The 26,917-nt window shown below is 48.4% G+C and carries 25 protein-coding genes and 1 other RNA gene; 3 read left to right on the plus strand and 23 right to left on the minus strand.

Features of this window, described 5'->3' with window-relative positions:
* Nucleotides 1-6: 6 nt before the first annotated feature.
* Nucleotides 7-1,269 carry an extracellular solute-binding protein gene (locus PGL02S_RS18995; RefSeq protein WP_036644406.1) on the minus strand — a complete coding sequence of 421 codons (1,263 nt, stop codon included), beginning with the start codon at nucleotides 1,267-1,269 and terminating at the stop codon, nucleotides 7-9.
* A 194-nt stretch (nucleotides 1,270-1,463) separates the two neighbouring features.
* The gene (locus PGL02S_RS19000; protein ID WP_036644409.1) at nucleotides 1,464-2,795 is read right to left on the minus strand and encodes a PhoH family protein; all 1,332 of its coding nucleotides are present in this window, start codon (nucleotides 2,793-2,795) and stop codon (nucleotides 1,464-1,466) included.
* Between the two features lie 138 nt (nucleotides 2,796-2,933).
* Here PGL02S_RS19000 and PGL02S_RS19005 point away from each other — a divergent pair, with 138 nt between their 5' ends.
* Nucleotides 2,934-3,572, plus strand: coding sequence for a YhcN/YlaJ family sporulation lipoprotein (locus PGL02S_RS19005; RefSeq protein ID WP_379431993.1), 639 nt, complete (start codon nucleotides 2,934-2,936; stop codon nucleotides 3,570-3,572).
* Nucleotides 3,573-3,677: 105 nt separating this feature from the next.
* On the opposite strand, the gene PGL02S_RS19010 is transcribed toward PGL02S_RS19005, so the two are convergent.
* From PGL02S_RS19010 to PGL02S_RS19035, 6 genes are all read right to left on the minus strand, one after another.
* Nucleotides 3,678-3,998, minus strand: a complete 321-nt coding sequence (locus PGL02S_RS19010) for a hypothetical protein (RefSeq protein WP_218029251.1) — start codon at nucleotides 3,996-3,998, stop codon at nucleotides 3,678-3,680.
* 36 nt (nucleotides 3,999-4,034) lie between these two features.
* Nucleotides 4,035-5,132, minus strand: a complete 1,098-nt coding sequence (locus PGL02S_RS19015; protein ID WP_036644416.1) for an LCP family protein — start codon at nucleotides 5,130-5,132, stop codon at nucleotides 4,035-4,037.
* Nucleotides 5,133-5,298: 166 nt separating this feature from the next.
* Complete coding sequence (locus tag PGL02S_RS19020; RefSeq protein WP_006209052.1) at nucleotides 5,299-5,592, minus strand: YlaH-like family protein; 294 nt, start codon at nucleotides 5,590-5,592, stop codon at nucleotides 5,299-5,301.
* Between the two features lie 40 nt (nucleotides 5,593-5,632).
* Nucleotides 5,633-7,474 (minus strand): translational GTPase TypA, encoded by a 1,842-nt coding sequence (gene typA / locus PGL02S_RS19025; protein WP_006209051.1) that lies wholly within the window; start codon nucleotides 7,472-7,474, stop codon nucleotides 5,633-5,635.
* A 152-nt stretch (nucleotides 7,475-7,626) separates the two neighbouring features.
* Complete coding sequence (locus PGL02S_RS19030) at nucleotides 7,627-8,139, minus strand: hypothetical protein (protein WP_036644418.1); 513 nt, start codon at nucleotides 8,137-8,139, stop codon at nucleotides 7,627-7,629.
* A gap of 251 nt (nucleotides 8,140-8,390) precedes the next feature.
* A complete protein-coding gene (locus PGL02S_RS19035; protein WP_036644419.1) occupies nucleotides 8,391-9,053 on the minus strand; it encodes a TerC family protein in 663 nt (220 codons plus the stop codon).
* 128 nt (nucleotides 9,054-9,181) lie between these two features.
* On the opposite strand from PGL02S_RS19035, the gene PGL02S_RS19040 reads away from it, so the two are divergent.
* Entirely contained in the window at nucleotides 9,182-9,874 is a 693-nt protein-coding gene (locus PGL02S_RS19040; protein WP_036644421.1) for a TerC family protein, read from the plus strand.
* 111 nt (nucleotides 9,875-9,985) lie between these two features.
* On the opposite strand, the gene thiI is transcribed toward PGL02S_RS19040, so the two are convergent.
* From thiI to PGL02S_RS19070, 6 genes are all read right to left on the minus strand, one after another.
* Entirely contained in the window at nucleotides 9,986-11,224 is a 1,239-nt protein-coding gene (gene thiI / locus PGL02S_RS19045; protein ID WP_036644423.1) for a tRNA uracil 4-sulfurtransferase ThiI, read from the minus strand.
* Nucleotides 11,221-12,381 carry a cysteine desulfurase family protein gene (locus PGL02S_RS19050; protein WP_036644426.1) on the minus strand — a complete coding sequence of 387 codons (1,161 nt, stop codon included), beginning with the start codon at nucleotides 12,379-12,381 and terminating at the stop codon, nucleotides 11,221-11,223. Before PGL02S_RS19050 ends, thiI begins: the two co-directional genes overlap by 4 nt.
* A 171-nt stretch (nucleotides 12,382-12,552) precedes the next feature.
* Nucleotides 12,553-13,239 (minus strand): lytic transglycosylase domain-containing protein, encoded by a 687-nt coding sequence (locus PGL02S_RS19055; RefSeq protein ID WP_036644586.1) that lies wholly within the window; start codon nucleotides 13,237-13,239, stop codon nucleotides 12,553-12,555.
* 140 nt (nucleotides 13,240-13,379) lie between these two features.
* On the minus strand, nucleotides 13,380-13,745 hold the full coding sequence (locus tag PGL02S_RS19060) for a hypothetical protein (RefSeq protein WP_006209043.1): 366 nt from the start codon (nucleotides 13,743-13,745) through the stop codon (nucleotides 13,380-13,382).
* A 73-nt stretch (nucleotides 13,746-13,818) separates the two neighbouring features.
* Nucleotides 13,819-14,043, minus strand: a complete 225-nt coding sequence (locus PGL02S_RS19065; RefSeq protein ID WP_006209042.1) for a DUF1540 domain-containing protein — start codon at nucleotides 14,041-14,043, stop codon at nucleotides 13,819-13,821.
* Between the two features lie 138 nt (nucleotides 14,044-14,181).
* Entirely contained in the window at nucleotides 14,182-14,688 is a 507-nt protein-coding gene (locus PGL02S_RS19070; protein WP_006209041.1) for a YpuI family protein, read from the minus strand.
* 256 nt (nucleotides 14,689-14,944) lie between these two features.
* Here PGL02S_RS19070 and PGL02S_RS19075 point away from each other — a divergent pair, with 256 nt between their 5' ends.
* Nucleotides 14,945-16,870, plus strand: coding sequence for a S8 family peptidase (locus tag PGL02S_RS19075; RefSeq protein ID WP_081742875.1), 1,926 nt, complete (start codon nucleotides 14,945-14,947; stop codon nucleotides 16,868-16,870).
* A gap of 82 nt (nucleotides 16,871-16,952) precedes the next feature.
* On the opposite strand, the gene PGL02S_RS19080 is transcribed toward PGL02S_RS19075, so the two are convergent.
* The 9 genes from PGL02S_RS19080 to glyQ form a co-directional block, all read right to left on the minus strand.
* The gene (locus PGL02S_RS19080; protein ID WP_036644428.1) at nucleotides 16,953-17,228 is read right to left on the minus strand and encodes a hypothetical protein; all 276 of its coding nucleotides are present in this window, start codon (nucleotides 17,226-17,228) and stop codon (nucleotides 16,953-16,955) included.
* A gap of 211 nt (nucleotides 17,229-17,439) precedes the next feature.
* An RNA gene (gene rnpB, locus PGL02S_RS19085) (RNase P RNA component class A) lies at nucleotides 17,440-17,844 on the minus strand.
* A 130-nt stretch (nucleotides 17,845-17,974) separates the two neighbouring features.
* A complete protein-coding gene (locus tag PGL02S_RS19090) occupies nucleotides 17,975-19,090 on the minus strand; it encodes a Nif3-like dinuclear metal center hexameric protein (RefSeq protein WP_036644431.1) in 1,116 nt (371 codons plus the stop codon).
* A complete protein-coding gene (locus tag PGL02S_RS19095; RefSeq protein WP_036644433.1) occupies nucleotides 19,066-19,824 on the minus strand; it encodes a tRNA (adenine(22)-N(1))-methyltransferase in 759 nt (252 codons plus the stop codon). The genes PGL02S_RS19090 and PGL02S_RS19095 overlap by 25 nt, the downstream gene beginning before the upstream one ends.
* Nucleotides 19,825-20,090: 266 nt before the next feature.
* On the minus strand, nucleotides 20,091-21,221 hold the full coding sequence (gene rpoD, locus PGL02S_RS19100; RefSeq protein ID WP_006209036.1) for an RNA polymerase sigma factor RpoD: 1,131 nt from the start codon (nucleotides 21,219-21,221) through the stop codon (nucleotides 20,091-20,093).
* A gap of 41 nt (nucleotides 21,222-21,262) precedes the next feature.
* Nucleotides 21,263-23,080, minus strand: a complete 1,818-nt coding sequence (gene dnaG, locus PGL02S_RS19105) for a DNA primase (RefSeq protein ID WP_006209035.1) — start codon at nucleotides 23,078-23,080, stop codon at nucleotides 21,263-21,265.
* Between the two features lie 41 nt (nucleotides 23,081-23,121).
* On the minus strand, nucleotides 23,122-23,595 hold the full coding sequence (locus PGL02S_RS19110; RefSeq protein WP_006209034.1) for a YaiI/YqxD family protein: 474 nt from the start codon (nucleotides 23,593-23,595) through the stop codon (nucleotides 23,122-23,124).
* A 233-nt stretch (nucleotides 23,596-23,828) separates the two neighbouring features.
* On the minus strand, nucleotides 23,829-25,904 hold the full coding sequence (gene glyS, locus PGL02S_RS19115; RefSeq protein WP_036644436.1) for a glycine--tRNA ligase subunit beta: 2,076 nt from the start codon (nucleotides 25,902-25,904) through the stop codon (nucleotides 23,829-23,831).
* Complete coding sequence (gene glyQ / locus PGL02S_RS19120; protein WP_006209033.1) at nucleotides 25,897-26,784, minus strand: glycine--tRNA ligase subunit alpha; 888 nt, start codon at nucleotides 26,782-26,784, stop codon at nucleotides 25,897-25,899. The genes glyS and glyQ overlap by 8 nt, the downstream gene beginning before the upstream one ends.
* Between the last annotated feature and the right edge of the window lie 133 nt (nucleotides 26,785-26,917).

Genomic DNA, 26,917 nt, shown 5'->3' on the forward strand with positions numbered 1-26,917 from the left:
TTTTAATTATTCGTGTTGATCAGACCTGTACAACCTCATATATTCTTCCCTCGTCATTTCCCCAAGCAGCAATCGGCGTGCCGACTCGGAATAGGTAAGAAAACCTTCCGCATCCCCGAATTCCAGAGCAGCCGCTTCATTCCGGGAGAGCAGCACTTGAGCCGGCACGGCCGCTTTTTGCCAGATGCCCCGATCTCTTAAGGCTGCACCCGTAACATACAGCTCCGAAACAACCGGCAAAGTTCCGACGTCTTTACTCCATTCATGCTGAATATCTTTATCTGTCATATAGGTAATCCATTTCATCGCTAAGGCGGGGGATTCCGTGTGCGCGGCTACCGCAAAACTTCTCGTCCGGACGACAGGTGTGTTCAAATGGGTCTTTCCCATCGCAAGGGCAAGAGATAAACCTTCGGTATCCTTGTCTGAAAAGCTAGAATAGGGTTCAATGACCACCGGTGCCTCCCCCTTCCCAGAGGATGGAGAAGACGGTTCCTCAGTGTTCCTCGGAGTATCCTCCTCGACTTGGTTCGTTTCCATCATTTGCTTCCTGTTGTGAATCAGCATATCCAGCACCTCTTGCTCCGGCTTGGAAGGATCACCTTCCAACAAGTGGACTGCTGCACCGAACGCATATGGATCATTCGGATCAAATGAGATCACAGGGGTTTCTTTATGTAGCTCAAAAAATTCCTGCCACGCCTTACGGCTCTCCGGCATTTTGAATACAGTACCGTCCTTCTCTTTGGCCTGCCAGGTCATCACATAGGGATCTATATCAAATGGCATCCCCCATTGATATCCGTTCCACTGCAGCGGCGGCAGAAGACCGCTCAAGGTATCGCCGCCAGGCATGACCGCTTGCGATGCATCAATCGGCAATAAATAGCCGTTCATTGCAAGCGCTTTAATATAGTGTGTATCCATCAATAAAACGTCGGGCCCTTCTCCAAGGGTCATCTGAAGCAAAAAAGACTCTAGCTGCTCTTCATTGGTTTCCAGAGGAACGATTTCGATCTCCGCCCCCGTCTCCTCCTTAAACCGCTCATTGATCGCTTTAAGCTGCCGCATCTCATCACCGTTCAACTGAACTCCGACTTTAACAGGACCCAGATCACGATCCGGAATATCCGGCCTTTGCTGTGGAGGGATCGGCTCATCCCCCGGCGGTTCTCTTCTTGTATTGTGAGTGAAGTCAAAACTGGGAGATAAACTGGATAAGGACAACAGTAAAATGGCGAACAGGAACCAATATTTTTTCCGCTTCATATCCCATCTTCACTCCTTCTGCAGGCACATGCCCTTATTTTACCAAACTTCTAGTGCTCTTGTCCTATCTTTTTTAATATTTATCTAGTCCATATTTTGTTAAAAACCGAAGACAAATAGGACTGCCCGCTGATCATAGGCAGCCCATATCATTATGATTATTCTTCATCATCATTTCTCGGGAAATATAAGGATTACAACAGATCCGCTGCCAGCTGCGCCAGCTTGGAACGTTCCCCTTTTGTCAGCGTAATATGACCGCTTAAACTCTCTTGTTTGAAACGTTCTACCACATAAGTCAGGCCATTGCTCACTGCATCCAGATATGGGTGATCAATCTGTTCCGGATCCCCCATCAGGATGACCTTGCTCCCTTCTCCAGCACGGGAGACAATCGTTTTGACCTCATGGCGGGACAAGTTCTGGGCCTCATCCACAATGATGAATTGACCCGGAATCGAGCGGCCCCTGATATAAGTTAATGCCTCCACCTGGATGCTGCCCAGCCCCATCAGTATTTTATCGATATCTCCCGATTTTTTTGTATCGAACAGGTACTCGAGATTGTCATATATCGGCTGCATCCAAGGTCTTAATTTCTCGTCCTTCTCACCAGGCAAATAACCGATATCCTTTCCCATGGGGACGACCGGGCGTGCGATCAGAAGTTTCTTGTATTTATGTTCATCCTCGACCTTGGACAGACCCGCTGCCAATGCCAACAGCGTTTTGCCCGTTCCGGCTTTCCCCGTTATGGTGACAAGTGGAATGTCGTCATTCAGAAGCAATTCAATCGCCATGCGCTGCTGGGCATTTCGTGCGCTGATGCCCCATACAGGTTCATTGCTTAGATGAAGGGGCTCCAATCTTGTTGCGTCTTCATTTACATGAAGCAGCGCAGACTTCCCTGAACCCATCTCGTCCTTCAGGATAACAAATTCATGCGGGTACAGCGTGTAGGACAATTGAAGAGGTTTAATAGGCAGATAACGGTAACTGTAAAATTCATCGATGACCGAAGGATGCACCTTTAATGTGGAGAATCCGGAATACAATTCACTTGGATCCGCCGTCCGGTCTGATAAATAGTCCTGTGTCGTTAATCCGAGCACATCCGCCTTGATTCGAACGAGCACATCCTTACTGACCAGCACGACGGGTCTTCCAGCGTCCTTTGGATCCTCCTCCAATTTATAATTCAACGCGACAGCCAGAATGCGGTTGTCGTTGGATGCCTCGCTAAATAACTCCTGTACCTTGACAAAGCTCCGATGATTCAGCTCAACCTTCAATGTCCCGCCATTCTCCAGGTGAACCCCATCATGCAGGTGCCCCTGTTCTCTTAACCCGTCAAGCAAACGGGAGACCGTTCTGGCATTACGGCCAATCTCATCGGCATTTCGCTTTTTGGAGTCAATCTCTTCAAGAACCACCGCAGGAATGATGACTTCATGCTCCTCGAATGCATAGATCGATTGAGGATCATGCAGCAGTACGTTCGTATCCAGCACAAATATTTTTTTCATCTTATCCCTCCACTGCTTCTTCATCAGGTACACACATAAACCTTTCCGTCCCGGACATAATAAGCTTAGCGACTGGAGTAATTTAGTGAACTCTACTACGAAAGGACAGATCAATCCATGAGAGCTGCTCTATCCATCATGCTAACGGTGTTTTTGCTCGCAGGCTGCGGGACCCCAAATCACAATGCATCACCCTCTCCTCGTAATAAAACCAATGGAACCACAGTGAACAATGTTAACAACATGAATGGGAACAGAGGTTATACCACTAACAATGTAGACGGTACAACTCCGAATAACACCAATTCAGGGCAAGTCGGTAACGTGAATGACAACAACGGGAAAGTTGATACCACTACCGCAAATCACCTGAAATCACTTGCTGAAAGTGTGCCCGGCGTGAAAAACGCAAACTGTGTAGTCATGGGTAAAACCGCTGTTGTTGGTCTTAATGTGGATGGAGATTTAGATCGTGCAGAAGTCGGAAGCATCAAATACACAGTCGCTGAAGCCCTTCAAAAGGATCCAGCAGGTGCCAACGCACTGGTTACCGCTGATCTGGACGTTTCGAACCGCATTGCTGAACTTGGCCGCCATATCCAGCAAGGTCATCCAGTCTCAGGCGTTGCCAGCGAGCTTGCAGACATCGTAGGCCGCATCATCCCTCAGCTGCCTAAAGATGTAACGCCAAGAGACGGTAGTGCGGAGGATGTCGGAGCTCAGACGGTAAAACCGAATAACCACCATGCGCCAGCCAAACCTCAGCACAAGAAATAGCAGTGTCTGACGATGAATCGTCTTTGGATTGGTGGTTCATCCGTCATAAGCCGAGTTTGTCCGTCAAGCGTCTCCAAATTTCATACAAAAAAGCCCAGTGAATGCTCACTGGGCTTTTTTCATGGTCATAACAACGCCTCGAACCAGCAATGCTGCTGCATCGGAGACATGACCCGTATCGTATTCGGAGTGCTGTGCCGAATTTGGTGTAAATTTGACATCCATGCCGAATGAACCTGTCATCTGGGACATGGAATCAGAAGGATGGCATCTGCATGATTCCCATCTGCGGATGGATTCTGCCCGCACAAACGCATGGGCATCCTCATCAGTCTGCCGATTCTGGTGGATCAATGGGTGTGTCGTATGCATCATGAGGTAGGGCATTCCTTCGGCCTCCTGTACAATGATCTCCATCTGATACATTGTATTATACCATACGATAAAACTTGCCTTCAATTGTCACGGAGTTGCTTTAGAATCCGCTTCTGTCCCCTGTGCATTGTGTTTGCCAGCAAGTTCGTCTTGCAGTGCTTGTCTTGCTGCATCCAGTTCATCGTTATTAATGTAGACGTTAGGACTTCTCCACTCACCGGTTATTGGCATAAATTTAACATCTTCTTTTCCAATATCATAATAAGTCATAAGCAAATCTCGGATCTGCTGCTGCTCGAAATCGGTGGTCATATTGTCACTAACCGCATCTAGCGCATTGCCAACCTTCGTAACGCCACCGAACGATTTCATCCTGTCGAGCAGGGAATGCAGCACCTCGCTTTGACGAGCGTTGCGATCAAAGTCGTTGGATTCCTTGGTCTTCGGACTACAGTTCATAGATTTGCGGTAACGTACATAATCTAGCGCCTTCTTGCCATCAAGCTTCTGCGGACCCACCGTCAGGTTAATATCAGTTCCATCCACCGAATCCCGATGGCACATATTGTATTGAACGTTAACGTCTACACCGCCGAACGTATCCACAACATCACGGAAGCCCTGAAAATCGATAACCGTCACATAGTCGATATTAACGCCAAGATATTTACTCATCATCACTTTCATTTCTTCTTCAGCCGGAATACCGCTGCCCGGCTCCTTCTTCTCAGCTGCATTGTATGCTGCTTTAAACCTTGGATAATAAGCGTTGAGTTTGGATGACTTATATCCTTCAAGTTCAATCAGCGTATCCCGAGGGAGTGATACCAGCGTTGACGAATTGGTTTCCGGATGCATGGTGGCCACCATTACCACATCCGTCAAATAAGTTCCGGTCTCCGGCCGATGATCCGTACCCAAGAGAAGCACGGTGAGCGGCTTTTCTTTTGCGGATTGTCCAGGTGCTACAGGCTTGTCGATCCCGCTTTTTTCAATAACCTGATTCCCCTTGACGAACAGGTATCCGGCATAACCTGCTGCTGCCAAGACTGCGATTAACAGTACGATAAGAACAAATTTAAAAAATGATTTCCATGGACTTTTTTTCTTTTTTGGCACTGGCTGTTTCTTGCCCTTCCCCCCACTTTTGGCTCTCGGAGGGAGATTGGTATGATTAGAATTCATATCATAACACCTGATTTCATTCAAATTAGATGAATGTCCGATAAACGCTTCAAATATCGAAGCATTTACCGGACCATGGTTGTTGACTTCTCTCTCTTATAAACGATGGGGACTGACAAAAAGTTGCCGTATAGTTGTTGCCATAGCTGCTAAATTTCTACAAGGCCTAAGACTTAGGCTCAGCCTGGGACTTCTTCTTCTGACGATCTTCGACAAAGTAACGAATACGCACCATCAGCATCAATGCCACAGCTACTAACAAACATTGGATAATCGGCAGCTTGTCGATCTGAAACACAAGCAGTATCGCCGAACCCAAGGCCATCAAGATATACAGCAGAATTTCCTTTAATAAAGGAAGCTTCTGCTTTACACGGAATACCTTGTTGTAAACGTAGGTGATCAGCACAAAAATGACAATATAGGAGATGAGCGGGTGCGAGGCAAACCATTCTTGCATGATAGGTTCACTCCTTTATGGACAAGTAGATCTCTATCTATTATAGATTTGCTTGCGCCATTTTACGATGTTTTTCTGCACGCTCGCGCTCACTCTTGTTCAGGATCTTCTTGCGAAGACGAACGGACTTCGGTGTAATCTCGCAATACTCGTCATCATTCAAGTACTCCAGAGCCTGTTCCAATGAGAAGATGACCGGTGTTTTCAATTTAACCGTATCATCCTTAGTTGCCGAACGAACGTTGGTCAATTGCTTCTCTTTACAGATATTTACAACGATATCGTTATCGCGGGTATGTTCCCCGACGATCATGCCCTCATAAATTTCAGTACCCGGCTCCAGGAACAGGGTTCCGCGATCCTCAACCGACATCATCCCGTAGAACGTTGTAGAGCCGTTCTCCGTAGAAACCAGAACGCCTTGGTGACGTCCGCCGACTTGGCCGCCGATAAGCGGTCCATAGCTGTCGAATGCGTGGTTCATGATGCCGTAACCGCGAGTCAGCGTCAAGAAGTGTGTACGGTAACCGATAAGGCCGCGGGCCGGAATCAGGAACTCCAGACGCACTTGTCCGTTGCCGTTGTTCACCATGTTCACCATCTCGGCCTTGCGAGCACCGAGGCTCTCCATTACAGCGCCTGTGCTTTCTTCAGGCACGTCGATCATCAGACGTTCGATCGGCTCCATTTTGGCACCGTCGATTTCTCTGACGATAACCTCAGGCTTGGACACTTGAAGCTCGTAGCCTTCGCGACGCATATTCTCAATCAGAATACCGAGGTGAAGCTCACCGCGACCTGAAACGATGTACGCATCCGGGCTGTCGGTTTCATCCACTCTCAAACTTACGTCTGTTTCCAGCTCTTTGAAGAGACGGTCACGCAGTTTACGGGATGTTACCCATTTACCCTCGCGTCCGGCAAAAGGACTGTTGTTTACAAGGAACGTCATTTGCAGAGTAGGTTCGTCAATTTTAAGAACTGGAAGTGCCTCGGGATGTTGGGGATCGGCAATGGTTTCTCCGATATTAATATCTTTAATTCCCGCGATCGCCACAATGTCTCCTGCTCCTGCTTCAGCAACTTCAATCCGCTTCAGTCCTTGGAAACCGAACAGTTTCTCGATACGGGCATTCTTGGTGGAACCGTCGCGAAGCATAACGGTTACCGGCTGACCTTGCTTAATAATCCCGCGGTTCACACGACCAACGGCGATGCGGCCAAGATATTCATTGTAATCCATCAAGGTTACGAGGAACTGAAGAGGCTCGTCCACTTTTTCGGTAGGGGAAGGAATATGGTCAATAATGGTTTCGTAAAGAGCAAGCATGTTATCATCCTGCTTATCGGCATCCAAACTTGAAGTACCGTTCAAGGCTGATGCATATACAACAGGGAAGTCCAATTGGTCGTCGTTCGCTCCAAGCTCGATGAACAGGTCCAGGACTTCATCAATAACTTCAGCGGGGCGAGCCGCTGGGCGGTCGATTTTGTTAACTACAACGATTGGCGTCAAGTTATGTGCAAGCGCTTTGCCTAATACAAACTTGGTCTGAGGCATACAGCCCTCATAAGCGTCAACCACGAGCAGAACGCCGTCGACCATTTTCATAATACGCTCTACTTCACCGCCGAAATCGGCGTGTCCAGGTGTATCCACAATGTTAATCAAGAAATCTTTATACGTAATAGCCGTATTTTTGGCTAGAATGGTAATTCCGCGTTCGCGCTCCAAATCATTGGAGTCCATCGCGCGCTCCTGCAGCGTCTCATGCTCCCGAAAAATACCGGACTGCTGCAGCAGTTGGTCTACAAGTGTTGTTTTGCCATGGTCAACGTGAGCAATAATGGCAATGTTGCGAATCTGATCTCTTGATTGCATAAATATATCTCAAATCCCTTCTATTCGAATGAGCCACAAAGAAAGCGCCGGACGACATGCCGACGCTTCAACATACTTCCTATAATATAGGTAAACGAGCGGGAAAATCAAGTCTTTTCAGAAAACTTCCAGTAACATTTATCTCTTACCAATTACCAGCCTCTGCTCCATTTATTATTCCGTCTAGAGCGATTACGGCCGAGGATCATCCAAATGCCTGCAGCAATTAAGATCAGGGCAATAAGATAGAATCCCCCGGTCTCTAGCCAGGTGAATATAAAAATCAGAATAGAGAGCAGCGTAAGTCCAAGCGCAACAGGCAGTGCAGCACCGGGACGCGGAGTCTCATACAGATAATACTCATACAGGCCAACGGCAACGCCAAGAATCAACACAGGCCATAATGAAGCCATCAGTCCCCATCCTCCAATATTGCATATGAAGAACAGGATCCCGTAAACCGTTAGAATACCGCCCGGTATGAGGATGGCGGCAGAGGCACGGCGACCAAAAAACATGATATGCAGAAAAATACCCGGCAGCAGCAGAACCAGCGGCCATAATGTTCTGCCTAAAAATCCAAACACACCCAGCTTGCCGAGCAAAATAACGACTCCAGCGACAACGATGAATATACCCAGCGCCAAATCTTTTCTGGAGGACATTTGATCACCCTCTCCTCATTAATATGTATCACCCAAAATAGCGGTTTATAAAATAAGTGGTTACGTTAATTTTAGCCCAAACCGACAAAAAAAACCATATCTTGAGTTTGTTCCACTCAAAAATAGCATCGCCCTGCAGCATATGCCTTAAGCAAACAAAAAAAGATGGCTGCCGATGCAGTCCATCCTTTTGTTTCCAGTTTCCTATTTTATTACCGGAGTCTCACCCGTTCCATATGTTATGAACCGGATTATGTCCCCGGCCGCCTTATCGTCTGCAGTCCTCCAATCAGAACGACAGCCCCTGCAATGACGATTGGCAGCGCGTTATGGGCATACGGCATCCAGGAAGCCAGAAGCAGACCGACGCGCGAGTCTTGTATGAGCATTTCGCCTGCCGTAAATGCTAGAATACCGGCTCCTATGTAGAGCAGCACGGGGAAATGATGAAGCAGCTTAGAGATCAGCCCGCTTCCCCATACAACAATGGGAATGCTTAACAGGATGCCGATGACAATCAGGGCAAGGTCACCATTTGCCAGGCCCGCAATAGCCAGCACATTGTCCAGGCTCATCACAAAATCAGCAACCAGAATGGTATTGACCGCTGCCCATATCGTCAAGGATCGGGACATGGCAACATCCTCATGCTCTTTTTGTGTCATTAGTTTTATGGCGATCCAGATCAGGAGCAGTGCACCGCCAGCTTGCAAAAACGGGATTTTGAGCAGCAGAACCGCAGCAAAAGTCAGAATGCACCTCAGAAGAACCGCTGCGCCCGTTCCGATCCAGACCGCCCGTTTGCGGTGCAATTCAGGAAGGTCCCTGCTGGCCATCGCTATGACCAGGGCGTTATCACCACTGAGTACAAGGTTAATCAGCAATATCTGTCCCAACAAAACAATCGTCTCCACAAGAACAACACCCCCACTCTACACATATGTGGTAATTGTCCAAGCTATGCTTGCACATCGGGAAAAATAGGCCTATAATAAATCCACTTTGTTTATTGTGGAACCGTATTTTAAGAGGAGTGACATTCATGGAAACCACAACCGCTGAATTTTTTCTCGCACTAATCAACATTGTGTTTCTGGATTTGATCTTAGCCGGAGACAATGCCATTGTGATCGGCCTTGCGGCACGCAACCTTCCGAAGGAAACCCAGAAAAAAGCAATCATCTACGGTACGGCCGGAGCGGTTATTCTTCGTATCATAGCCACCATTCTTGTTGTATGGCTGCTCAATATCCCTTGGCTTCTGCTCGTTGGAGGCGTACTCCTGATCGGGATTGCCTACAAATTGATGACGGACGACAACAATGATCACGACAATATAAAAGCTGGTAAAAGCCTTGGAGCCGCGATTCGCACCATTATTGTTGCCGATGCCGCCATGGGGCTGGACAACGTAATTGCTGTTGCAGGAGCAGCCAAGCACAATATGATTCTTGTTACCGTGGGTCTTCTCATCAGCGTTCCCATCGTGGTGTGGGGCAGTACCTTGTTTATCAAATTGATCAACCGGTTCCCTTGGATCATTTATGTAGGCTCTGCTGTACTTGCATTCACGGCATCCTCCATGATTACCGATGAGAAGCATTTCCTCGGCTACTTTGAAGGACATCTGATCATTAAATACCTGTTCATTGCGGCCATTATTGTGGGCGTACTGACGGCAGGGCATCTGAAGAAACGATCTGTGCAGCGGCGTCAGTCCTCCACCCTCTCCTAATCAATATCCTACTGTACGAACAAAACACCCCAGGGGATCAGCCTTGGGGTGTTTTTCAACTTTTGTTTCATCTGCGTTTATATACGAATATAACCTGATTCTGGATAAAATCTAGAACCAGTCTTCGTTTACTGTGAACTCTTCATTCTTCTCAGCCATCGTACCGATCTTGCTGTCAGGCGTAATGATGACAGTCTCCGTGCCTTCAACCGCAGCCTGAAGCAGAGCAGGGAGCCGAGTTAACGAGGCCTCCACTTTCTCGATAATGTTCAGGTTCGGATTCGTAGTTGGAGATTTAGGCACAAATAACGTGCAGCAGTCCTCATACGGTAAAATCGACGTCTCAAACGTACCGATGTCCATTGCGATATTAATGATATCATTCTTATCCATCATGACAAGCGGCCGAAGCAGAGGCAATTCGGTTGCTCTGCCAATGACATTCATGCTGGGCAGTGTCTGACTGGCTACTTGTCCGAGACTGTCCCCGGTCACAATGGCCAAGGCCCCTTCACGCTCAGCGAGCGAGGAAGCAATACGAAGCATCGCCCTGCGCATGAAGGTAATAATCAGATTATCCTGCCCAATGCCGACAAAAGAAGTTTGCACATCGGTGAATGGTACGAGATGTAGCTTGATTTTGCCGGTATAACCGGATAACAGTCTTGTCAATTCCATTACTTTTTCCTTGGCCAGCTGGCTCGTGTAAGGGAAGCTGTAGAAATGAACGCATTCAATTTCGAGGCCCCTGCGCATGGCCGACCAACCGGCTACAGGACTGTCAATCCCACCAGAGAGGAGCAGCATGGCCTTGCCGTTTGTGCCGAGCGGATACCCGCCTGCCCCTGGAATGACTTCATAATAGAGGTACGTCTCATTCTCACGAATTTCCACGCGCAGCTCAATATCCGGCTTCTTCACCTTTACTTTAAGCTGAGGATAGGTGCGCAGCAGAGGGGAACCGACCAGATGATTCATCTCTTGTGAGGAATGGGGGAACTGCTTCCATACTCTTCTGGCATTGACCTTGAAGGTTGTTGTATCGGTTAATTCCTTCTGTCCTACAAACTCAACTGCTGTAGCAATAATGGGGTCAAGCTCGGATGGACATACACGAACAGGGCTGATCGAAACAAGCCCAAACACCTTCTTGAGGGCATGGATCAGAATCTCGGGAGGTTCTCCGTTCAGCTCAATATACAAACGACCGTATTCCTTCAAAATTTTGGCTCCTGGATACGGTTTAAGCACGTTTCGAATATGATTTAACACCGATTTCTCGAATCGGTTGCGGTTTTTGCCTTTTAGGGTAAATTCGCCAAAGCGAAGCAGCAGCATATCATAAGTCATCTTCGGTTACCCTCTCTTTCTATAATGGGACGCAGTTTACTGCACGCATTAGCCAAAACCTCCACGAATCGAGCCGCATCGCCGAGCTGATGCTCTTTACCGAGACTGATGCGGATTCCGGAAGAAGCTACCTCCATGCTTTTACCCATAGCAAGCAAGACCCGACTGGGCTCGCTTAATTTGGAAGAACAGGCGGATTTGGTTGATATAAGCATTCCCATCTCTTCCAGGGCATGAACCATCACCTCCGGTCTTAGACCCGGATAGGAAAAATGAATAATATGCGGCGCGCCTAACTCATTGCTGTTTAACACCAAACCGGGTATTTTGCGTATACCCTGGAACAGAAGCTCCCTCAGTTCCATCATCCGGGCGTAGAGCTCAGGTTGTCTCTCTTGGGATAGCCGCATGGCCTTCGACATGGCAACCGCACCTGCGACATTCTCCGTTCCTGCCCGCAGTCCATTTTCCTGTGATCCACCAGATATCAACGGAAAGAGCTGAACCCCTTGCTTAACGTACAGGACCCCCATCCCTCTTGGACCGTTGAATTTGTGGGCGGACAAGCTGTACAAATCCGCTTGCCACTCGGAGATGGCTACGGGCAGCTTGCCAAATCCCTGCACGCCATCGACATGAAAGAGTGTGCGCGAATTCACTTCCTTCACGATCCGACCAATATCAGCCAGTGGCTGGATGGCGCCAGACTCATTATTCACATGCATGATGCTGACAAGTACGGTATCTTTACGAACAGCTTCCTTCAAGACATCAAGATCAACCACACCAGCAGCATCGACTGGAAGATAGGTTACTTCCCAGCCAAGCGATTCCAGCTGTTTGCAGCATTCATAAACCGAAGGATGCTCTGTTCCCGTTGTGATGATATGGCGCCCCCGGCTGCTGTACTGCATCGCGGACCCTTTAATAGCCATGTTATTGCCTTCCGTTGCACCAGACGTAAATACGAGCTCTGATGGCAGAACATCAAGTGATGCTGCGCAGACCTCCCTTGCCCTTCTCAGAAGTTTAGCGGCTGCCTCCCCTGAGCGGTGAAGAGCAGACGGGTTCGCGTAATGTTTCTTCATCACTTCGGACATCGTATCCACTACTTCATCAAAAGGAGGGGTCGTTGCAGCGTGATCCCAATATATCAAGGTTATTTCCCCTTTCCATTCTTACGCCATCGCATGTTGTAAATCATATCATTCCAGACCTTTATATTTACACAAAAAGACCAAACGGTAAAGCCGCACTCCATCTCAATCGGACGAAGTCATGCTTATCGTTTGATCTCTATCAGGTTTACTATTCATCCCGAAGCGGGATTATAAACTGTATTTCGACTGTGCATCCATCACTTTTCCAACATAAGCCTGGGTTTCCTCAGGTAACATATGTATCATCGACATAAGCTCCTCATCACTGGACGCGCCCAAACCTGCAACTCGTGTCGGACCTGCATTGTAGGCTGCAAGCACCATCGCCAATTCTCCGCCGAATCGCTGAATCAGATTGGATAAATATTTGGTGCCACCTTCAATATTCTGAGCCGGATCAAATGGGTTGCTGACCCCAAGTCCCCTTGCCGTCCCATCCATGAGTTGCATCAATCCCTTTGCTCCTGCAGACGATACTGCATTCGGGTCAAAAGAAGATTCCGCGTCTATAACCGCCTTGATCAGTGATACGGGCACACCATATCGTTCCCCCGCTGATGTAATTAATTCTTCAAATGTCGTGGGCTTGGTCGCTCCCGTGTCATTCAGCGCTCCCTCTACAGGATAATACGAATTGGATTCCTGGACGGCACCAAGCTGCTGCCACAGCAGTCCATCCTTAAAGGTAACACCAGGGGCAAGCTGCGTAATGGAGCGCTCTACCGGCTGGGACGAGGCTTCTTCTTGAATCAGGCTGCTTAATACATCCACAAAACCGGCTGCCGATCCGGTGGAATTCGTATTTACCTGTGGTACATCCGTCATTTGCTTCCATGATATCGAATCGATCTGCATCATATGGCTCACTTTCTCCCGCAAAAATTTCAAACTTGTCCTTTCATTTTACCATGGAATTGGAACAATCTGCTATACCCCTTCGACAAAAAAATTGCGGATCACCCTTTTTGATGGATGACCCGCCCATATAAAATGATTTATCTGCTGAAAGGAATCAGGATAAAATAACTGAGCGTTGCCAATATGCCAAGACCCATTGACCATGCCCCCGTTGTTTTGCTGCCTTTACTATAAGCATAATAACCAACAACCGTTGCGATGGGGCCCAGAATCACCGACCACATAAACAGGGAGGCAATACCCATTACCAAGCCGACATATCCTGCCGTGCGGCCTGCAGACAAGCCTGTTGCATCATCCTCGTCCACGCTGCGCACAGACGTTTCCATTGGCGGGGCAACCTCAGCGGCGTATTCCTCACGGTGATCTTTACGAGGGAAGTCCACTCTGTTCCGATTGCTATCCACAATCTTTATCTTGTTGTCGCGGTGTTTATCATCCATTGCTAACTCCTCCATTTCCTTCAATCTCTAATAAGCGGCTTCCGGAGAATATCCGGCACTCCGGGCATTCCGTTTAACCCTTTGGCTTAAAGGTAAGGCAGCAGGTCTCTGAGGACTTGTCGGCAACATCCTGGTGATCGTCCACATAAGGCTCTGCTCCATACTCCTCATTGAGTTTTACGTTTGCATGACGGTCGATTTCGATCATAATCATCTCGGCGTGACATAAATTTTGTTCTCCCCAGTAATGGCAATTGCTTACACTGCACTTAACTAATGGTTTGGCTTCGTTGGCCATTTTAGCATCACCTCGTCAACATTTTTTCCTGAGTTAACTGCTGGTATGCACAAGAATGATTGTCAGTTGGTGTTAAGGAGTCACCACGCAAAAAAGAGATGCCAATGTATGGCATCTCTTGTTCTTTCCTTGTTTGTATTAAGCGTGACTTTTCTCGGATTGCATACGGCGCTCCGTTAAATAATCACTTTCGTAGTAGGCAAGATCATCGCGAAGCTCTTCATAAATTTTGGTAATATTCATAATGACGTCACGTGCTGGTCGAACCGGCTTCTTCCGAAAACGGATGGCATCCTGTCCGGTGTAAGCATACCGGCCATCTTCCGAATAACTTTCGTTTTTCGGATAGAAAAAACTATTCACGCAGCGGTGATACAAGTTATACAAAGCCTTCTCGGCAAAATCGATATCAAAATTAGGGCGACGCTGTACAACACCAAGCTTCTCATAGGAAACTTCTGAAAACACAAGCAAATGGCGAACATCTGACAGAAATCCTTTGTAAAAATGAACGGTTTCCTCGTCCTGTTCTGTTACCAATTGAGATAAAGCATGTTCATTCAAAAATGTTTCCATAATCGAAATAGCAGATTTCAACTTTTCTCTGGATTCGGAGCACAATTTCTGAAGATTGTCTGCTGGCATTACGATAGATCCCCCTTAAATGGTCGTGACCATACAGGTCATTTTGCCTGACGGTCGTTTTAATATGTACTATCCTAACACAAATTTTGGGATAACGAAATCCCTATCATGAATACACTTACAAGGTTATTTTTAGTACAAATCATTTTTCCCATTCAACCCTAAATTTCACAATGCCTCGAGAACGCATAAAATAGATTCTCACTCCCCACGCTAAGACTAATTAAAATACGTAATACGGCGAGGAGGAAAATTTGTGAAGTCACGTACCATGTGGAGCATCATCGGTGCCGCGTCTATTCTTGGCGTGCTCCTGATCTCCCTGTTCACCCCGGGTTCGAAGCAGCCGGCTCCAACTGCCGAACCATCACAGCCTTTGCAGCCTCAGCAGGAGAATAAAGCCAAGAACTTTACCATGTTAAGCGACATCAAGGCTACGGATAAATTAAACCGGCTCGATGCAAGGGGTCACTTAAGCAAGATGCTGAAGAACGAGTCTTTACGAAATGCCGGACAAATTAAAGCCTATACGCTGAAAGAGCAAAAAACACACAAGCATTTTCAGCAAATTCGGTGGTACAACCTGAAGCAGAATAAAATGACCGATATACAAGGTCAGCTTCCCAAGATGAGTAAAAAGGATAAGGATCTGATTGCCCACCATTTTCAGATGGCACAGCAGAAGATCAAACATGGCGAAGCGTATGATTCACCAAAATTCACTGCTGCTGGGCAGCCTTATTTTGTTGTAGCGGAGCCATCCCAGGATGGAAAATATGGTGCAGCCGCTCTGGTTAACCAGGCTGTGCTTCAAGAGGTCAGCAATCACCAGAAGCGCAATCTGCGCTTGATCCCGTACCCGAAGGAAGGAAGGTTCCGGGTGGAATCCATTCATGCCGATACACTCTCTGACATTACCGTCAAGACCGGTCATGATAATGAGAAGGCCAGCCATTTTTACGAAAATGAAATCGTTGTGTCTTTTCAGGCTGAACCGACAAAGCAGCAGCTTCAGCACATCGGGAATGAGATTTCGTGCGATACCCCTAGGAAACTTGGCTATGCTTATATTTTTCGGTCCAAGAATATGGACTACCAACATCTTCGTGCCTACTTCCAGAAGAACTGGGACACCAAATATACCGAGCCACACTATATTTACTTAACCAATGACCGTCTGCCTCAATCGCGGATGTCCTCGGATGCCTTGCCGGATGGCGCAAATGCGCAGGTCAATATTCCGAATGATCTGCTGTTTTCCCAATATCAGTGGAATTTGCCTGTCATTGAGACAAATCGCGGCTGGGATTTATCCAAAGGGAGTGAGGATGTTGTCATCGCCGTGATAGACACCGGAGTCGATCTTACGCATACCGATTTGAATGGACAGCTGGTGGAAGGCTACAACATTGTGGACAATGACCAGCAGCCGCTGGACGATGTCGGACACGGAACGCATGTGGCAGGCATTATCGGCGCTCTGGTGAACAACGGTGAAGGGGTCGCCGGGGTTAGCTGGTACAATAAAATCATGCCGGTTAAAGCGCTTGACAGCTCGGGTTCCGGCACAACCTATGCTGTAGCAGAGGGCATTATCTGGGCGACAGATCACGGAGCGAAAGTCATAAATATGAGCCTTGGCAACTACGCAGACTCTCAATTCTTACACGATGCTGTAAAATACGCCTATGATCGCGATGTTGTCCTGGTTGCCGCCTCGGGCAATGACAACACAGAGCGCCCTGGTTATCCTGCTGCCTATCCTGAGGTGCTTGCTGTCGCAGCGACGGACTCGAATCAAAAGAGGGCGGAATACTCCAACTACGGCGACTACATTGATGTATCGGCCCCCGGAACCAATATCGCCAGTACGTTTCCAGGCAATCAGTACGCCGCTCTTTCCGGAACCTCAATGGCCAGTCCTCATGCAGCTGCCATGGCAGGGCTCATCCGTTCTCTTAACCCGGACCTGACAAATCAAGAAGTTATGGATGCTATGATCAAACAATCCGTAGATCTTGGCGATAAGGGAAAGGATAAGTATTACGGTCATGGTCAGATCGATATTTTCCAATCTCTGAAGGCCGTTGGCACCTCGGAAGTTCCTCTGCAGTTATGGCCAGGTCATGCGTTACGCAATCTGGAACACGAGCTTCGCAAAATAAACGGGTCTAACCGATAATAAATATAAAGAATAAAGCAGCTTCCGCCCATCAAGCGTTGGCTGCTTTATTTCTCTATCCGTTCAACAGTTTCTTCCGATATTATTTCTTGCGGCGGGAACGGCTAGTGCGTACAGCCGCTTTCTTCGACCGCTTGCTGGATACGGTAACGCCGCCGTAGCCTCCAGGGCCTGTTACTACCTCTTCCTCGCTGTACGTGTATACATGTTTCTCCACCGGCACACAGTGTACTTTATCCACCACTTTAATTGGATGAATAACAGGTACGATTTGCGGTATAAAGTGGTCTCTAACAACTACAATCGGTTCGCACATAATCGGCGACACAGGACATGGATTTTCGTTATGACAAGACATATTTTTGCAACTCCTTTCCGTTGATGCTTATAGCTTATTATTCAAGGGGCTATTTGGTATGGACGATTGTCCTTGAGAGGCAATTCATCCCCTTTAATTTTCGCGGAATCAAGAAAAAACGCGCATTCTCTTTACACTCCTCAACACGGAGCGGTAAGAAAATACGCGTTTGTACCTTTACGGATTAGATATAAATAAACCGTTGTTCAGTTGGGAAAGTTTTCCGTAAGCCGGGTTCTGTGCTCTTCGTGGTCATAGCGGGAACTACCCTGCCACCATAAGCGACAATCATCTATCTAGGCCGATCATTACTAATCGACTCAAGCGACCAACCCGGACGCGCCTCGGGCTAAGGCTGTCTCCTCGAAGGAAACTGCGTCCCATTAGGTCTTGCTCCAGGTGGGGTTTACCAGGAACGAAGTCACCAGCGTTCCTCGGGGTCTCTTACACCTCGGTTCCATCCTTGCCTGTGCCGCAATGAAGCGGTCATCGGCGGTCCATTTCTGTGGCACTATCCTTCAACTCGCGCTGACTGGACGTTATCCAGCACCCTGCCCTATGGAGCCCGGACTTTCCTCTCGCGGCTTGCACCGCCAGCGATTGTCTGTCAAACTTTCCGGACAACATTATATATTATAGCTTGATTTGCAGCCATACACAACCCTGTAAACTTTTACAGCAGCTTATACATGTTTCGCTCGCGGGGATTAACTTCCAAGCACTAACCTGTACATAACGACGTTTACCTACATAAACCGAAACGGCTCCGTATTAATAAGGGAAGCCACGACCCGAGTGTCATACTTATGCTCCTGCAGCTTCTGCTCCATCCATTCGGCAACCTTAACCTTCATTATTTTCTCGGCATTATGCCCAGGATCAATAATGGTAAGTCCCGCAGCCAGTGCATCCTGCGCCGTATGATAATCCACATCGCCTGTAACCAGCACATCCGCGCCGCGGAACAGAGCTTTCATCATATAGCGCCCTCCGGAACCTCCGATGACCGCCGCCTTCCGTATGGTGCGGTCGAGTTCCCCTACGACACGAACGTGAGGGACATCCAGCTTCTCCTTTACCACTTCCACCAGCTCAGCCAGCGTCAGGGGCTCCTTCAGCTTGCCAATTCGGCCAAGGCCGAGGGATCTTCCCTTCAGATCCATGGAATACAAGTCATAGGCCACCTCTTCGTAAGGATGCGCTTTAAGCATCGCCGCAACGACCTTGTTCCGGATCGTATGAGGAACAATCGTCTCAATTCGAACCTCGTTAGCCCGCTCCATTTGACCTTCCTTGCCCTGAAACGGACTGCTGCCTTCTCTTGGCACATAAGTACCAAAACCCTCGATATTGAAGCTGCAGTGGCTGTAATTTCCGATCCAGCCTGCACCTGCACCCAGAACGGCATCCAATACCTCCTGATGATGGCTCTTCGGTACAAATACCACCAGCTTCGACAGCTGCTCGTTATGCATATCATGGATGGGTGACGTGTTCTCTATGCCCAATGCTTCAGCCATCCAATCATTCATGCCGCCTTCGGTCACGTCGAGATTTGTATGACTCACATACACGGCAATATCATGCTTAATCAGCTTTTCGTATACTTTGCCCATCGGCGTGTCTGTCTGCAGCTGTTTCAATGGACGATATATTATAGCATGGTGCGCGATAATGAGATCGGCACCAAGTTCGATAGCCTCATCCACGACTTCATCATTGACATCCAGTGCTACGAGCACCGTCCGAATATCCTTCTGCAATGTTCCGAGCTGCAGCCCGATCCGATCATCGGGTTCGGCTACATGCTTCGGGGCTAATTGCTCCATGTATTGGATTACCGTTTGTCCTTTGGCAAGCATGCCAGCACCTCCTGAATAAATTCAATATCCGATCGAATCTCGTTAGCCTTGCCGACTGCCGAGTCCTGATCCGAACGCGAAAGCGATTGAAGTATGTAGTTCATCTTCTCTATCTCGGCTTTCCACTTATCGTGGAATACGGGATTCGGAGTCTTTGTCAGCCAAGGTCCCATACGCAGCAGCCAGTCCAAATTCAACTCAACACCCATAGCGATCGTTCTTTCCGAATACACCTGCTCATTCGTCAGATTCATCAATTCTGCGGGCTCCGTAACCAGTACCTCATAGATTTTGCCGTCTTCCTCCAGAATGAACTCCTCAATCAGCACCCAAGCGTGGGAGTACAGCCATTTACGCAAAATGTCCTCTCCGACATTCGGCTGCAGGATCAGCCTGTTCACGCCGGCCAGCTTGTCCTCGCCGCGGTCCAAAATAGCGGCAATCAAGCTGCCGCCCATGCCCGCGATTGTAATGACATCAGCCTCACCTGCTGAGAGTACATCCAAGCCGTCTCCTCTCCGTACACTGATCACCTCGGTCATTCCTGATTCCATAACCTGCTTTACGGCAGCGTCGTAAGGTCCCGGATTCACTTCACCCGCGATCGCTTTGATCGCGGCTCCGCTTTCCACAGCAGCCACAGGAAGCAATGCATGATCGGAACCGATATCTGCAAGCCTGCTGCCGCGTGGGATCTGCTCCAAAATTTGCGATAATCTCTTTGATAATTTCACAATGACACACCTTACCATTCCATATTTTCATCCGAATCACAATCTATTCATTACCCTAACAGACACGATGCCAAACTGCAAACCGGCAAAATGAGCGAAATAATTCAGTGCCGTGTCATTTGCAATGGGTTTGGAAAAGAGCTAAAATAAAGACCAATAAAACAAATACAGGAATAAATACCAAAACCAAGAAACCGTTGCGCCGCGCTGCTGAACTTCGAAAAAAAGGACCTGCTGCTGTTACTGCAGAAGGTCCGTGGATTAAGCTATTCGAGAAAATCCTTCAAGCGCTTGCTGCGGCTTGGGTGACGAAGTTTACGAAGCGCCTTGGCCTCGATCTGCCGGATACGCTCGCGTGTAACACCGAACACTTTACCAACCTCTTCAAGCGTTCTGGTGCGGCCGTCATCAAGACCAAAGCGAAGACGGAGTACATTCTCCTCGCGCTCGGTCAGTGTATCAAGCACATCCTCGAGTTGTTCCTTAAGCAGCTCATATGCCGCTGCGTCGGCAGGCGCGAGTGCTTCCTGGTCCTCGATGAAATCGCCCAGATGGGAATCATCCTCTTCCCCGATTGGCGTCTCAAGCGAAACCGGCTCCTGGGCAATCTTCATGATTTCTCGGACTTTCTCAACACTGAGTTCCATCTCTGCAGCAATTTCCTCCGGCGAAGGCTCACGTCCAAGCTCTTGCAGAAGTTGTCTGGATACACGAATCAGTTTGTTGATGGTTTCCACCATATGAACAGGAATGCGAATGGTACGAGCCTGGTCTGCAATCGCACGCGTAATGGCTTGACGAATCCACCAGGTGGCATACGTACTGAATTTAAACCCTTTTTTATAGTCGAACTTCTCCACGGCTTTAATCAAGCCCATGTTGCCCTCCTGGATCAAATCCAGGAACAGCATGCCACGCCCGACATAACGCTTCGCGATACTTACAACGAGGCGAAGGTTGGCCTCGGCAAGACGGCGCTTCGCTTCCTCGTCCCCTTGCTCAATCCGGTTCGCAAGTTCAATCTCATCATCAGCAGACAACAGCGGAACCCGACCAATCTCCTTAAGGTACATACGAACAGGATCGTTAATCTTGATCCCCGGTGGCAATGAGAGATCATCGTCAAACCCAAAATCCTCATTCTCGCGGGATTCGGAGTCTTCCGATTGCCGATGAGTTCCCTCATCGTCATTCTCATTTACCACATCGATTCCAAGGTCGGCAAGCTGTTCATAAAACTCTTCCATCTGCTCCGTGTCCTGGTCGAAAGGCGATAATTTCTCCATAATATCTTTATAGCTCAATACGGATCTCTTTTTACCCTGTTCAATCAACTGATCCTTGACTTGATCCAGCGTAAATTCCGTTTCTAGTTCAGTATGCTGATCATTCGCCATCTTTCGACTCCCTCCTCCCTAGAAACAGCAATGTGCGGTCTTCATTGTCTTTCTAGGGCGATAATCTCACTTGCAATTTGTGCGGCTCTCATAAAATCACCTGAGCGCTCCGCTTTTATCATTTCTTCTTTTTTCTGGTCGATCTCTCTCTGCTGCGGAAATTTCAGTACCTCGCGTATGCAATCATCCAGCACTTGGACATTCCACTCGGCTGGTGCTTCCATCATCATGATGGAGCTGACGGTCATTTCCAAACGGTCATCCTGGAGCGATGACATGAAACGGCTGATATCCGGAGATTTTCCTTGTGCGTAAAAAGCATATAGATAAGCAGCGATTGCCGCATGATCTTCGATATTAAACGCTTCTCCCAGGCGATCGCCTACGTATCGCGCTGCCTCCGCATCCTGCAGCATCAGCGACAGCAGCCGCCGCTCTGCAGCATGGTAAGCAGGCAGAAGTGTCGGGGCGGACTGGCGCCCTTTTTTATGCCTACCATTATTCCACCTTTTTTCCTTATTATCCCCATTCTCCATCTTTTTTTGCATAGACTGCCGAAGCAGATTGCAATCCTGCTTCAGACTCTCGTAGGAAAGATGCAGCTCAGAGGACAATTCCCTCAAGTAAACTTCCCGTTCGGTTGAGGAATTCAGTACTGCGATAATCGGCAATGCTTCTTTGGCATACGCAATCTTACCATCTTCTTCTAGCAGTATATGGTTTTTCTTCAGATATATAAGTTTAAATTTTGTTGTTGAAACGGCCGTTTCAACCACATGCCTGAAACGCTCGGCTCCGAACTTCCGGATATAATCATCCGGGTCCATTCCTTCGTTGACCAATGCGATTCGCACTCTGAGACCAACGCCTTCCAGCATTGGAATAACTTTCAACGCAGCGGCCATACCAGCCTTGTCGCCATCGTAGATAACAACAACTTCATCAGCCATCGATTTCATGATAGCTACTTGGTTTTCCGTTAGAGAGGTCCCCATCGTTGCCACGCCGCTCTGCAGTCCTGCTTCCCATGACGAAATTACATCACCGTAACCTTCGAATAACAGAATTTGACGCGATTTGCGTATGGATGTTTTCGCCTGGTGTAGGTTGTACAATATGCGGCTCTTATTAAATAGAAGTGTCTCCGGGGAATTTAGATACTTCGGTTGACCGTCCCCCAGTATTCTGCCAGCGAATGCAATCACTTTGCCGTTGCGGTCATGTATCGGAAACATGATTCGTCCGCGAAAACGGTCGAGATAGCCCTCTTGTTCATGTCTTGCGGATAATAACCCGCCCTTCTCCATCTCTTTCAAGTCAAAGGATCGCTTGCTTAGGAACTGGACCAGTGTGTCCCAACGATCTGGAGCATAACCGATCTGAAACTGGTCAATCACTTTGTCGTTCATTCCACGGGAACGTAAATACTTCATGGCTTCTGTACCGTGCTCCGTATTCTTTAACAGGAAATGGTACAGCTTGGCACTGAGCTCATTAGCTTCAATCAAACGTTCTTTTTCCGGATTACGAGGAATTACGGGAACCCCTTGACCTTCCGGTAACGAGATATCATTCTCTTCTGCCATTGTCTTGACGGCTTCGGGAAAAGAAAATCCTTCGATTTCCATTCTGAATTTAATGGCGTTTCCGCCCTTACCGCAGCCATAGCAGTAAAAGATTTGGCGTTCCGGTGTAACCGTAAAGGAAGGAGTCTTCTCTGAATGAAACGGGCACAAGCCCTTCAGGTATTTCCCCTGTTTGGTAAGATGCACGTATTTGCTGACCGTGTCCACGATATCGCTCTTGGCCAGAACTTCCTCGATGACATCATCCGGAATATTGCCTTGTCCGGTACTCATCCAAACCACCTTCATCTCTTTTGGCACGTAAATAGTATTCGCTACGGGTGGACATTCTCCTGCAATTCATGCAAAAGTTTTGTCAGTTTATGTTGAAAAAACCTTCGGTCTTCCTCAAGCAGCTTCTTGGGCCCTTTGCCATACCTGCCTTGCTTTCTTGCCTTAGCCTGATGATGACGGGTATCCAGCATGAAATCGATATCCGTATTATCGAAAATACGCCCGCGAAAGGAAATCACATGGCATGATTTGGCAAGCGCCAGTGCAGCCAGTCCATAATCCTGAGTCACCACGATATCCCCCCTGGATATGTGGTTGGCAATGTAGAGGTCGGCACTTTGATCGCTCCGATCCACCTGGATCGTCGTAACACCCTCTTCAGCTTGTAACAGATGATCGTAGGAAGAAACAAGCAGTACAGGCACATGGAACGTACGAGCAGTCTCTGCGATTTCCTTCTTGACTGGACACGCATCACCGTCAACCACGATCGTAATGCAGATGCTATCGTTCATTCACATTCACCGGCTCTATCTTTAATCTTGGAATAATCCTTATGCTGTATATTATTATATACGTCTTTGGCAGATTAAAATCCTGCTTCTGATAATAAACAATGACCCCTACTTGCTTGATCCCTGCCGATGGACTCTTATGCACAGCGAAAGCGGCATCCCGCGCTTAACCACGGGCTGTCGCTTTCACTGAACAATACATTATACCATTTGCAAAATCATACTGTCACTATCTACCACACCAATTTTGTAAAATCAGCATACTGCTTCAAATCGCCATCAATTCCGGACAGAAGCGCAAGACGATTGGCACGTACAGCTTCGTCCTCTGCCATAACCATAACGGAATCAAAGAACCCGGTAATCGGTTCTTTTAGTCCACTCAGCAAGGACAATGAACGTTCCCCGTCGGCAGCTTCGAGCGCTGCTTTGTAATCTTCGCGGACGGCGTTCCAGGCTTCATACAGGGTACCTTCTTCCGCTTCGTTGAACAGTTCCGGATTGACTGCAGCCTTGCCGGCCTTGGCAGCCAAATTGCTGACCCGGTTGAAGGATTCTACCGTTGTTTTGAAATCCTGCACGCCCTCCACTGCATTCATCAGCGCATGGCCTCTTGAAACAACGGATACCACATGATCAAATCCGGCTGTAATGACTGCATCCACCACATCGTAACGCTGATCCTCGGACAGAAGTTTCTTCACGCGAAGCCCGAAGAACTCCTGAAGGTCCTTAGCAATTTCGTCTGTCGAGCGCTTCAGTGCACGAATATTCTCATGAATCTCCAGCGCAATGCCGAACACATCCGATAACGTAATCGGAAGTTTGTGCTCCAGAATGATCTGTACAATTCCTGCTGCCTGCCGGCGCAGCGCGTATGGATCCTGGGAGCCCGTCGGAATAATGCCGATGGAGAAGCAGCCCACAATCGTATCGATTTTGTCAGCGATACTGACGATGGACCCTACCTGAGTAGATGGTACCGAATCGCCGGCAAAACGAGGCTGGTAATGCTCAAATACCGCTTTTGCCACCTCTTCTTTCTCACCGGCTTTTCGCGCGTAATCTTCACCCATCACGCCCTGCAGCTCAGGGAACTCATACACCATCTGGGTGACCAGGTCGAATTTACAAATATCGGCTGCACGACTCACGGAATCGGCTGCATCCGCGGAAATGCTGAGTTTCGTTGACAGTTGATCGGAAATTCGGCGGATTCTGCGAACTTTATCGCCAATGGTGCCCAGCTCTTCATGGAATACAATGCTTTCAAGCTTTGATAAGGCGTCTTTGATCTGAAGTTTCTGATCTTCCTCATAGAAGAATTTCGCATCCGACAGACGGGCACGCAGTACCTTCTCGTTACCTCTTGCAATGACATCCAGCGAACGGCTGTCTCCGCTGCGTACGGTTACGAAGAATGGCAGCAATTGTCCCTGCTTATCCAGAACCGGGAAATAACGCTGGTGCTCACGCATTGAAGTAATTAACACGTCCTGCGGAATATGCAGGAACGAGGAGTCGAAAGTTCCATACAGCACGGTCGGGGTTTCAACCAGGAACAACACCTCTTCCAGGAGATCGTCCTTAATGGCGATATTCCAGTCTTTTTCCTGGGCCAGCGCCTGAATTTGCGACACAATCATTCCCTGGCGTTCATTCACGTCAACAATGACATGCTGTTCGCGGAGCACTTCACGGTAAGCGGACGCTTCCGGAATAACTGCTTCGCTGCCAAGGAAACGATGTCCGCGAGTCACATTGCCAGATTTCACGCCCGTTATTTCCAGATCAACCGTTTCGCTGCCCAGCATAGCCACCATCCACTTAATCGGACGGACAAATTTAAATTCGTGCGCTCCCCAGCGCATATTCTTCGGGAACGTCATCGAGGTCAAAATGCCATGAAGACCTTCGGACAAAATAGACTTCGTATCAACGCCGACACTATTCTTCGTAACGTAGATATACTCCACTCCGCCAAGCTCCTTAAAGGTGAAGCTCTCGGGGGCAATGCCCTGGCTTCTTGCAAAACCGAGAGCCGCCTTACTCCATTGACCGCTCTCATCCAGCGCGATTTTGCGGGAAGGCCCTTTGACTTCCTCGCTAACGTCCTCCTGCTTATCTGCAACATCCTGTACCCATACCGCCAAGCGACGCGGTGTAGCATACGCCGTTACATCTCCATGCCCGATCCTGGAAGCATCCAGCCATTTGACCATTCTGTCCTGAAGCTGTTCCATAGCAGCGCGCAGAAATCGGGCCGGGACTTCTTCCAGTCCGATTTCAAACAATAAATCCTTAGACATGGTCTGCGCCCCCTTTCTTAATCAGCGGGAAGCCCAGCTTCTCGCGCTCCTCCAAATACGTAGCTGCCACCTGACGAGCCAGGTTGCGCACGCGCATGATGTATCCCGTTCTCTCCGTTACACTGATCGCGCCTCTGGCATCGAGCAGGTTAAAGGTATGGGAGCACTTCAGCACATAGTCGTAAGCCGGGAACACCAGATTCTGATTCATGGCTTTGTTGGCTTCTTCTTCATACATGTTAAACAACGTGAACAGCATTTTGACGTCCGATACTTCGAACGTGTATTTCGAATGCTCAAACTCCGGTTGATGGAATACGTCCCCGTATGTGATGCCGTTTACCCATTCCAGATCGAACACGTTCTCTTTGTCCTGGATGTAGGATGCAAGGCGCTCCATACCGTAAGTAATCTCAACAGCTACCGGATTTGCGTCAATGCCGCCAACCTGCTGGAAGTACGTAAACTGGGTAATTTCCATACCATCAAGCCATACTTCCCAGCCAAGACCCCATGCGCCCAGAGTTGGTGCTTCCCAGTTATCTTCAACAAAACGGATGTCGTGATCAAGGGGATTGATTCCAAGACGCTTCAAACTCTCCAGATACAGCTCCTGGATATTATCCGGCGAAGGTTTGAGAATGACCTGAAATTGGTGATGCTGGTATAGACGGTTCGGGTTCTCACCGTAGCGGCCGTCAGCAGGGCGGCGGGAAGGTTCTACATACGCCACATTCCACGGCTCGGGTCCGATCGAACGCAAATAGGTCATCGGGTTCATCGTACCGGCACCTTTCTCGGTGTCGTACGGCTGCACGATGATGCAATTCTGCTCTGCCCAAAACTGCTGCAGCGTCAAAATCATCTGCTGGAAATTCATGATTTTTAGCTCCTTTGCTTTCTTTTTCAATACATTCCATCACGATAACAATTCTCTGTACAACAAAAAGCTCTCGCCCTACGCCTGTTGTACAGACATAGGGACGAGAGCTGTAGCTTCCCGCGGTTCCACC

The organism is Paenibacillus glucanolyticus NBRC 15330, assembly GCF_004000885.1.
Taxonomy (GTDB): Bacteria; Bacillota; Bacilli; order Paenibacillales; family Paenibacillaceae; genus Paenibacillus_AQ; species Paenibacillus_AQ glucanolyticus.

What these genes read in the sequence shown, in the direction of transcription:
- glyS (WP_036644436.1), bottom strand. Translation starts at nt 25,904, where the DNA reads ATGTCTAAGGATTTATTGTTTGAAATCGGACTGGAAGAAGTCCCGGCC.
- PGL02S_RS19055 (WP_036644586.1), bottom strand. Translation starts at nt 13,239, where the DNA reads ATGCAGATCGATTCGATATCATGGAAGCAAATGACGGATGTACCACAG.
- PGL02S_RS19090 (WP_036644431.1), bottom strand. Translation starts at nt 19,090, where the DNA reads ATGCTTGCCAAAGGACAAACGGTAATCCAATACATGGAGCAATTAGCC.
- PGL02S_RS19070 (WP_006209041.1), bottom strand. Translation starts at nt 14,688, where the DNA reads ATGCCAGCAGACAATCTTCAGAAATTGTGCTCCGAATCCAGAGAAAAG.
- PGL02S_RS19040 (WP_036644421.1), top strand. Translation starts at nt 9,182, where the DNA reads ATGGAAACCACAACCGCTGAATTTTTTCTCGCACTAATCAACATTGTG.
- PGL02S_RS19015 (WP_036644416.1), bottom strand. Translation starts at nt 5,132, where the DNA reads ATGAATTCTAATCATACCAATCTCCCTCCGAGAGCCAAAAGTGGGGGG.
- typA (WP_006209051.1), bottom strand. Translation starts at nt 7,474, where the DNA reads ATGCAATCAAGAGATCAGATTCGCAACATTGCCATTATTGCTCACGTT.
- glyQ (WP_006209033.1), bottom strand. Translation starts at nt 26,784, where the DNA reads ATGAATTTCCAGCAGATGATTTTGACGCTGCAGCAGTTTTGGGCAGAG.
- PGL02S_RS19060 (WP_006209043.1), bottom strand. Translation starts at nt 13,745, where the DNA reads ATGGATGATAAACACCGCGACAACAAGATAAAGATTGTGGATAGCAAT.
- PGL02S_RS19005 (WP_379431993.1), top strand. Translation starts at nt 2,934, where the DNA reads ATGCTAACGGTGTTTTTGCTCGCAGGCTGCGGGACCCCAAATCACAAT.
- PGL02S_RS19010 (WP_218029251.1), bottom strand. Translation starts at nt 3,998, where the DNA reads ATGTATCAGATGGAGATCATTGTACAGGAGGCCGAAGGAATGCCCTAC.
- PGL02S_RS18995 (WP_036644406.1), bottom strand. Translation starts at nt 1,269, where the DNA reads ATGAAGCGGAAAAAATATTGGTTCCTGTTCGCCATTTTACTGTTGTCC.
- thiI (WP_036644423.1), bottom strand. Translation starts at nt 11,224, where the DNA reads ATGACTTATGATATGCTGCTGCTTCGCTTTGGCGAATTTACCCTAAAA.
- PGL02S_RS19110 (WP_006209034.1), bottom strand. Translation starts at nt 23,595, where the DNA reads ATGAACGATAGCATCTGCATTACGATCGTGGTTGACGGTGATGCGTGT.
- PGL02S_RS19080 (WP_036644428.1), bottom strand. Translation starts at nt 17,228, where the DNA reads ATGTCTTGTCATAACGAAAATCCATGTCCTGTGTCGCCGATTATGTGC.
- PGL02S_RS19020 (WP_006209052.1), bottom strand. Translation starts at nt 5,592, where the DNA reads ATGCAAGAATGGTTTGCCTCGCACCCGCTCATCTCCTATATTGTCATT.
- dnaG (WP_006209035.1), bottom strand. Translation starts at nt 23,080, where the DNA reads ATGAGTACCGGACAAGGCAATATTCCGGATGATGTCATCGAGGAAGTT.
- PGL02S_RS19065 (WP_006209042.1), bottom strand. Translation starts at nt 14,043, where the DNA reads ATGGCCAACGAAGCCAAACCATTAGTTAAGTGCAGTGTAAGCAATTGC.
- PGL02S_RS19030 (WP_036644418.1), bottom strand. Translation starts at nt 8,139, where the DNA reads ATGTCCTCCAGAAAAGATTTGGCGCTGGGTATATTCATCGTTGTCGCT.
- PGL02S_RS19000 (WP_036644409.1), bottom strand. Translation starts at nt 2,795, where the DNA reads ATGAAAAAAATATTTGTGCTGGATACGAACGTACTGCTGCATGATCCT.
- rpoD (WP_006209036.1), bottom strand. Translation starts at nt 21,221, where the DNA reads ATGGCGAATGATCAGCATACTGAACTAGAAACGGAATTTACGCTGGAT.